Origin of the sequence: Mycobacterium sp. 1274756.6, assembly GCF_001668625.1 — a bacterium.
Lineage (GTDB): Bacteria > Actinomycetota > Actinomycetes > Mycobacteriales > Mycobacteriaceae > Mycobacterium.
On record NZ_LZLJ01000036.1, the window covers coordinates 34,571 to 42,397 of the forward strand.

6 protein-coding genes and 1 pseudogene are annotated in these 7,827 nt (G+C 74.1%); 1 reads left to right on the forward strand and 6 read right to left on the reverse strand.

All coding sequences use genetic code 11. From position 1 onward, the window contains the following. Position 1 precedes the first annotated feature (1 nt). From A5643_RS04770 to A5643_RS04795, 6 genes are all read right to left on the reverse strand, one after another. Positions 2 to 1,387, reverse strand: coding sequence for a PfkB family carbohydrate kinase (locus A5643_RS04770; RefSeq protein WP_082948728.1), 1,386 nt, complete (start codon positions 1,385 to 1,387; stop codon positions 2 to 4). Further along, positions 1,384 to 1,959, reverse strand: coding sequence for a D-sedoheptulose-7-phosphate isomerase (locus tag A5643_RS04775; RefSeq protein WP_066852460.1), 576 nt, complete (start codon positions 1,957 to 1,959; stop codon positions 1,384 to 1,386). The genes A5643_RS04770 and A5643_RS04775 overlap by 4 nt, the downstream gene beginning before the upstream one ends. Next, positions 1,956 to 2,999, reverse strand: a complete 1,044-nt coding sequence (locus A5643_RS04780; RefSeq protein WP_231995456.1) for a glycosyltransferase family 9 protein — start codon at positions 2,997 to 2,999, stop codon at positions 1,956 to 1,958. Before A5643_RS04780 ends, A5643_RS04775 begins: the two co-directional genes overlap by 4 nt. Further along, the gene (locus tag A5643_RS04785) at positions 2,996 to 4,501 is read right to left on the reverse strand and encodes an HAD-IIIA family hydrolase (RefSeq protein WP_066852462.1); all 1,506 of its coding nucleotides are present in this window, start codon (positions 4,499 to 4,501) and stop codon (positions 2,996 to 2,998) included. The genes A5643_RS04780 and A5643_RS04785 overlap by 4 nt, the downstream gene beginning before the upstream one ends. Continuing rightward, positions 4,498 to 6,147 (reverse strand): carbamoyltransferase family protein, encoded by a 1,650-nt coding sequence (locus A5643_RS04790; RefSeq protein WP_066852464.1) that lies wholly within the window; start codon positions 6,145 to 6,147, stop codon positions 4,498 to 4,500. The genes A5643_RS04785 and A5643_RS04790 overlap by 4 nt, the downstream gene beginning before the upstream one ends. 109 nt (positions 6,148 to 6,256) lie before the next feature. Beyond that, positions 6,257 to 7,225 carry an NAD-dependent epimerase/dehydratase family protein gene (locus A5643_RS04795; RefSeq protein ID WP_066852465.1) on the reverse strand — a complete coding sequence of 323 codons (969 nt, stop codon included), beginning with the start codon at positions 7,223 to 7,225 and terminating at the stop codon, positions 6,257 to 6,259. Between the two features lie 246 nt (positions 7,226 to 7,471). Here A5643_RS04795 and A5643_RS04800 point away from each other — a divergent pair. Then, positions 7,472 to 7,827 (forward strand): annotated as a pseudogene (locus tag A5643_RS04800) (HNH nuclease); the annotation flags it as partial.

Below are 7,827 nucleotides of genomic sequence, written 5' to 3' on the forward strand. Positions count from 1 at the left end.
GTTACTTCGCCGCGGCGATCAGCTTGGTGGTCGAATAGCCGGGCACGGTGGGCAGCAGCACCACCTCGCCGCCGTTGCGGGTGACGGTCGGGGCCTCGGGCAGCTCCACGTCGCGGTAATCGCCGCCTTTGACCCAGATGTCGGGGCGCAGCCGGTCGAGCATCGCGGTGGGATCGGTGTCGTTGAACACCACCACCCCGTCGACGCAGGCCAGCGCGGCCAGTACCTTGGCGCGGTCCGCCGCCGAGACCACCGGGCGGCCTTCGCCTTTGAGCCGGCGCACCGAGGCGTCGGAGTTGATCAACACCACCAGTGCGTCGCCGAGTTCGCGGGCGCGGCGCAACAGCCGCACATGCCCGGTGTGCAGCAGGTCGAAGCAGCCCCCGGTGGCCACCACCGTGCCGCGCCGCTGGCGGACCCGGCGGATCAGCGCGTTGACCGCCGAAATGCCGGTCACCGCACCGGTATCGCCGGACACTTCGATGCCGCCGAACATCGGCAGCACCGACGACACCGCGGCGGCACCGCCGGTGGCGACGAACCGGCAGGCGTCGTCGACCGCCGCCGTCGCCGCCTGGAGCGGGCCGGCGCCGCCGGCCAGGGTGGCCGCGGCCGCCACCGAGAACCGGTCGCCGGCGCCGCAGGTGTCGCCGGGCCCGCCCAGCGCGTCCGGCGGGCGGATGGGGTGGGCGTTGTGCTCGGCGTCGGCGTACAGCGCTCCACGCGCCCCCAGGGTGACCGCTACCGCGTCGGCGGCCCATTGGCTGCGCAGCGCAGCGGGCAGTTGCCCGCCCGGGGTGTCGGGTGCAAACCGTTGCGCCTCAGCCTGATTGGGGGTGACCAGCGTGCAGCCGGGCACCGGGTCGGAGCCGCGCGGGTGCGGGTCCCAGACCACCGGGGTGTCGGCGGCGGCCGCGGTCAGCATGGCGCGCAGCCGCTCGTGTGCCGTGACTCCGCGCCCGTAGTCGGCGACGCAGATCGCGCCCGCGTCGCGCAGCACCTCGGTGAGTTCGGGCGGCAGCGGGCCGGTGCCGGCGTAGCCGTCGCCGTGGTCGACCCGGACCACCGATTGGCCGCCGGCGCGGATGCGGATCTTGCTGGCGGTGGTGCCGGCCAACTCGGTCTCGATGAGCCGGATGCCCGGGTAGTCCTCGGCGAACAGCCGGGCCAGGGTGCGGCCGCTGGGGTCGCGGCCGGTCGCGGTGACCAGCACGACGTCCGGGTGTACCCGGTCGGCCAGGACGGCGGCCAGCCCCGCCCCGCCGGGCCGCTGCCAGATGTGCCGCGGTTCGACGACCGGCACCGGCGCCTCCGGGGAGAGCCGCTCGGCGGAGCCGTCGACGTCCACGTCGAGCATCGAGTCCCCGATGATCACCAGCGGTTTCACCGTGTCACCTGCTTTCCGCCGAGCAGTACCTCGTCGAGGGCCATGCACAGGCCGTGCACCAGCACCAGGTGCACCTCCTGGACGGTGGCGGTGGACTGCGCCTCGACCGCGATACCGTCGTCGCAGCTGGCCAGCAGCGGGTTGGGCCCCGCCCCGGTCAGCGCCCAGGTGGTCACGCCGCACTCCCGGGCGGCCTTGGCGGCGGCCAGCACGTTGCGGCTGCTGCCGCTGGTGGACAGCGCCACCAGCACGTCGCCGGGCCGGCCGTGCGCGCGGACCCCGCGGGCGAACATCTCCTCGGGGCCGTAGTCGTTGACGATGGCGGTGCCCGCCGAGGTGTCGGCGTGCAACGCGATGGCCGACAACGGTTCCCGCTCGTCTTGGAACCGTCCGACCAGTTCGGCGGTGAGGTGCTGGGCCTGCGCGGCGCTGCCGCCGTTGCCGCAGGCCAGCAGCCGGCCGCCGCCGGCGAAGACGTCGGCGAGGTGCTCACCCCAGCCGGCGAGCTGATCGGCGGCCGGGCGCATCGGTGCGAGCGCGCGCACCAGGTCGGCGAAATGACGTTCGATCATGCTGCTCCCCTTCGCTGCAGTTGGGCCACCGCGGCCACAACGTCCTGCGGGTCGATCCCGTCGAGGCAGGGATGCCCGGGCACCGGGCAGTCGCGGGCGCGGCTGTCTCGGCAGGGGGCGTGTTGGTCACCGAGCACCACCACGTCGGTGCCGTACGGGCTCCACTGGCTGGCCGGGACCACCGGCGCGAACAGCGACACGATCGGCGCGCGGACCGCGGCCGCCAGATGCGCCGGCCCGGTGTTGGGCACCACGACCGTGGTGGCGGCGGCGAACACCGCGGCGAGCTGGTCCAAGCTGGTGCGCCCACCCAAGTCGATCGCCACCTCGCCGGCCACCCGCGCGGTCAGGTCACGTTCGGCGGCGGTGCCGGTGACCACCACCCGGTGGCCCGCCTGCGCCAGCGCCGCCACCATCGCCGCCGCAGCCGCCGCGGTGGGTTGACGGGACGGGACCGCGGCGGCGGGGTGGAACACCACGAAGTCGTTGCCGCCCAGTGTTTTCGCGAGTTCCGGGGCCAGTGGCGGGATCGTGTCGAGGCGCAGCCGGCCGTCGTCGCCGGCGGGCAGCCGGTAGCCGGCGGCCGCGGCGAGCGCCAGGGCGCGCTGCGGTTCGGGGATGCCGGCGGGGACCCGGTGTCGCAGGTTCAGCAGCCGGCCGGGGTAGTCGGTGCAGATCGCGCCGATCCATGCGGCGCCGGCCATCCGGCAGATCAGCGCCAGCGGCAGCGGTGACTGGTGGAAGGAGGTGAAGATCAGCACGGTGTCGGGTTTTTCGGTGGCGATGACGTCGATGAGTTCGGCGACCGCGGCGGTGCTCACCGGCGGTGAGTCGAAATCCACCCAGCTGGCCGCCCACTGGACCACCCGGTCCACGCCGGGCAGCAGCTGGGCTGCGGCGCTGCCGCGCGGCCCGGCCAGGAAGACCACCCGGTCGTGTCCAGCGGCCACCGCCCGCACCGCCGGCCCGGTGATCAGCACATCGCCGAGGCTGTCCAACCGCGCCACCAGCGCGGTCCGGGAAGTCGTACCGGCGGTCACCGCAGTCCCTCCAGCACCAGGGTGACGGCCTCGCCGAGGGTGCCGGCGACCGCGGCGTCGACGTGGGCGGCCCGGACCTCCTCGGCGCGGGTGCGCTCGGTGGGCACCAGGATCGCCTGCGCGTCGGCGGCCAGCCCCGCGGTGACGTCACCGCCGGTGTCGCCGATCACCACGCACCGCCGGGCCGGCACGCCCAGGGCCGTCGCCGCCGCGGTCACCAGCCCGGGCTCCGGTTTGCGGCAGCCGCAGCCGTCGCCGGCGTCGTGGCGGCAGATCTGCCAGGTGTCGAACGGCCCCAGCAGCTGGTCCACCCGGGCGTTGACCGCGGTCAGCTGCTCGGCGCTGATCAGGCCCTTGGCCACCCCGGATTGGTTGCTGACCACGCCGAGGCGCAGGCCGTGGGCGCGCAGCCGGTGCAGCGCGGCGGCCGCCCCGGGCAGCGGGACGACCCGGTCGGGGTCGTTGAGGTAGGGCCCGTCGTGGATGAGGGTGTCGTCGCGGTCGAGCAGCACCGCCAGCACCGGTTCGGCGGGGGCGCGGCGGAACCGCCACGCGCCCAGCGCCCGCTGCGCCACCGCGACCGGCGGGATCAGTGCGCTGGTGAGGGTCATCGCGGTGATCTCGGCGCCGGTGCGCGGGCCGGCCGCGATCCGGCGCGCGGCGAACTCGGCGGTCAGGCCCAGCCAGGCCGCCAGCGCGGCGCCGCCGACCCGGCGGGACCGCGCCACCCCGCCGGCCAGCGCGGTGGCCGCCGCGGCGACCGACAGCAGGTGCAGCGGCAGCCGGCCGCGCCCCTCCCCGATCGCCGGGCGCCACCGCCGGCCGTGCTTGCAGCGCATCAGCGCGTCGTCGCGGTTGCCGCGCTGGGCGCGCAGGCTGCTCCACGGCGAGGCGCCGTCGGCGTCGATGGGGTGGCGGGTTTCGCGGGTGCCGCCGAGGATCACCCCGCCGGCGTCGGTGAGCCGCAGCGCGATGTCGGCGTCCTCGCGGTAGGCGCGGGGGAAGCGTTCGTCGAAGCCGCCGCAGTCGACCAGCGCGGAGCGCCGGTAGGCCATGTCGGCGGTGATCCAGCGGGCGTCGGCCAGCCGCAGGGTGCGCCGCTCCTGGTCGGAGGGGCGCCGCCCGGCCGGTGCCGGCACCACGATGGTGCCCTGCGAGCCGATCGCCGCGGGGGTGGCGTCGGCGGTTTTCAGGTCCACTTCCAGTTGGGCGCACCAGGCCGGTCCGGGCACCACGTCGTCGTCGAGGAAGCTGATCCAGTCGCAGTCGCTGGCGCGCCAGCCGACGTTGCGCGCTGCGGCCGGGCCGCGTCCGCCGCTGCGCAGCACCCGCACCTCGGGCAGGTCGGGCAGCGGCAGGGCGGTGCGGGTGTCGGGCCGGTCGTCGACGACGATGATCTCCGCCGGGGCGGGGCCGGCGCCGGCCGCCAGCGCGTCGAGCAGCCGGCGCAGCCCGGGACGCCCCACCGTGGGGATCACCACCGCGACCGTGGGGGCCGTCATTGCCGGTGCCTTCGGATCAGAAACGGCCCGATCGCGAGCACGTCGATGGGGGCGCTGCCGAAGCATTCCAGCGCGTCGCGGGGACTGTCGACCATGGGCCGCCCGGCGGTGTTGAAGCTGGTGTTGATGACCACCGGCACTCCGGTGCGGGCGGCGAAGGTGGTGATCGTGCGGTGCAGCAGCGGCTGGTCGGTGTCGACGGTCTGGATGCGGGCGGTGCCGTCGACGTGGGTGGCGGCCGGGATGCGGTCGCGCCAGCCGTCGGCGACGTCGTGGACGAACAGCATGTAGGGGCTGGGCAGTGGTCCGCGGCGGAAGATCTCGGCGGCCCGGTCGGCGAGCACCATCGGGGCGACCGGGCGGAACTGTTCGCGTCCTTTGACCCGGTTGAGCCGCTCGAGGTTGTGCGGGTCGCGCGGGTCGGCCAGCAGCGACCGCTGGCCCAGCGCGCGGGGCCCGAACTCGGCGCGGCCCTGGAACCAGCCGACCAGCAGGTTGTCGCTGAGCGCATCGGCCACCGCGACCGCCAGGTCGGCGGGCCGTTCGTAGCGGATGTCGGCGTCGTCGAGGACGGCCTGCACCTGCTCGTCGGTCCAGTCGCGACCCAGCGCGGCCGAGCGCATCGGTTCCAGCGGTTCGCCGGGTGCGTCCTGGGCGCCGGCCACCGCCAGGGCGGCGCCCAGCGCGGTGCCCGCGTCGCCCGCGGCGGGCTGTACCCAGACCCGCCGGAACGCGCCGGATTCGGCGATGCGGGTGTTGGCCACGCAGTTGAGGGCCACGCCGCCGGCCAGGCAGACCGTGTCGGAGCTGGTGTGATCGGCCAGCCACGACACCAGGTCCACCAGGACCTCTTCGACGACGGTCTGCACGCTGCAGGCCAGGTCGGCGTGGACCGGGTCGAGGTCGGTGGCGGCGGGGTCGCGGGGCGGCGCCAGCGCCGCCCAGTCGATCGGCTCGGTGCGGAAGGTGCCGTCCGGGCAGCTGTAGACGCGGGCGCGCAGCTGCTCGGCGAAGCGCGGGCTCCCGTAGGAGCTCATCGCCATCACCTTGTACTCGTCGTTGCCGCGGGCGAAGCCGAGATATTCGGTGAGGTCCTCGTAGAGCAGCCCGAGTGAGTGCGGCAGCGGCTGGCTGGCCAGGATGTCCAGCTTGCCGTCGCGGTACTCCCCGGCCAGCATCGAGGTCGCTTCGCCGCGGCCGTCCACCACCAGCACGGCGCTGTCGGGGTACGGCGAGGCCAGCGACGCCGACGCGGCGTGGGCGACGTGGTGGCGCACGTGACGCACGATCCCGGGGTCCAGGCCGGGCAGCGCGGTGGTCAGGAATTTTCCGGCGCGTCGGGCGTAGAGGGTGCGCAGGTGTTCCCAGTCGCGGTCCTGGCCGGGCAGCGGCCCGTCGTCGGTCTCGGCGAGCACCGGGTCGTAGGAGTAGCCGACGGCGTCGAGGTCGCCGGGGGTCAGGCCGCCCTGTTGCAGGCACCACCGGGCGGCCTGCACCGGCAGTTCCCAGGTGGAGAAGGCGACGGCCGCCTTGCCGTGCTTGCGGCGGGAGAAGCGTTCCTCTTCGGCGGCGGCGACGATGCGCCCGTCGACGACCAGCGCGGCGGCGGGGTCGTGGAAGACCCCGTTGATGCCCAACACTCGCACGACTGCCTCCCCCGGTGATGTTCGGGCACGACTGCTTGGTGCCGAGCTCAGCGATCCCGCCGAGCTCAGCAGTCAGGTACCCAGCGGTGAAGTGGTTAAACGGTCGGGGTCAAACCGCTGCGGCGGTCGACAGCTGGCAGCGGAACCAGTCCACGGTCTCGCTAAGCCCCTGTGCAGGCGCGATTTTCGGTTCCCAGCCGAGCTGCTCGGCGGCCACCTCGATGTCCGGGCAGCGGCGCTGCGGGTCGTCAGCGCCGGCCGCGATGGGCCGGATCGGTGACCGGCTTCCGGCGTGCTCGCGGATGAGCTCGGCGACCTGCAGCACGGTCAGCTCCACCGGGTTGCCGATATTGACCGGCCCGGTCACCTGCGCGGCGGCCAGCGCGAGCAGCCCGGCGACGGTGTCGGAGACGTGGCACAGCGAGCGGGTCTGCGCGCCGGTGCCCGCGACGGTGATCGGTTCGTTGCGCAGGGCCTGGCAGGAGAAGGTCGGCACCATCCGGCCGTCGTCGGGCCGCATCCCGGGGCCGTAGCTGTTGAAGATGCGCGCCACGGCGATGTCGGTGCCGCGGCTGCGGTGATGGGCGAAGGTCAACGCCTCGGCGAAGCGTTTGGCCTCGTCGTAGACCGATCGGGGACCGACCGGATTGACGTTGCCCCAGTAGGTTTCGGGCTGCGGATGCACCTGGGGGTCGCCGTAGACCTCGCTGGTGGAGGCCAGCACGAACCGCGCCCGGCTGCGCTCGGCGATGTCGAGGGCCGCCGCGGTGCCGTACGCCCCGGCGTGCAGCGTCTCCACCGGCAGCCGCAGGTAGTCCGGCGGGGAGGCCGGTGAGGCGAGGTGGAACACCGTGTCGAACCGGCCGAGCAGGCGGGGATCGTCGGCGCCTTGGGCGATGTCGTATTCGACGAAATCCAGGCCGGCCCGCCCGCGCAGCCGGTTCGCCGTCGGCGGCCAGCTGGTGGCCAGGTTGTCGACGCAGACCACGTGCGCGCCGAGGGCCAGCAGCCGGGCGCACAGGTGTGCACCGAGGAAGCCGGCGCCGCCGGTGACCAGGACATGCTGAAACGGGCGCATGGCGCGCGGATACCCGCTTGCGCGGGCGCTTAACCTCGCTGGTTGGTGGCGGTGCCTCGGTGCCCAATGTCGTTGGTTGGTGCCGGGGTGCGGGCGCTCAACCTCGCCGGTGTGCGGGCTCGGATCACCGTTTCTGGGGATTACTCGGGGCCCGGTTTATCCACAGTCGGGGGTTTGTCCACAGATTTGTCGGGCGGGTCGGTGGGGGCGGGGGTTGTGTCGGTCGGCGTTTTTAGCGTCGGGGGTATGGCTACAGCGATGACTCCGCAGGCGGCACAGGACCAGATCCGCGCCGCCCTGGACGCCATCGACGCCGCCCACCAAGTACTGCGCCAGACCTCCTCGGCGCTGGCGGACACCGCGTTTCGCCTCGACGTGGCCGAACGCCTGGAAACTCAGGAGCGGGTCAACCGCGGTCTGATGTATCGCTACTTCGACGAGCTGGCCGAACCCAGCCCCGAACGCGGCGCGGCCGACGCCATTCGCGCCGCCCTGTGGGAGCGCCTCCACATCCCACCCCGGGAGATCACCCGCCGCTTCCGCCAAGGTGCCCGCATCCGGCCCCGGCGCTGCCTGACCGGACCGAAACTGCCCCCCGAACT

Excerpts from the sequence above, each read along its gene's own strand:
- A5643_RS04775 (WP_066852460.1), bottom strand. The coding sequence starts at position 1,959 with ATGATCGAACGTCATTTCGCCGACCTGGTGCGCGCGCTCGCACCGATG.
- A5643_RS04785 (WP_066852462.1), bottom strand. The coding sequence starts at position 4,501 with ATGACGGCCCCCACGGTCGCGGTGGTGATCCCCACGGTGGGGCGTCCC.
- A5643_RS04795 (WP_066852465.1), bottom strand. The coding sequence starts at position 7,225 with ATGCGCCCGTTTCAGCATGTCCTGGTCACCGGCGGCGCCGGCTTCCTC.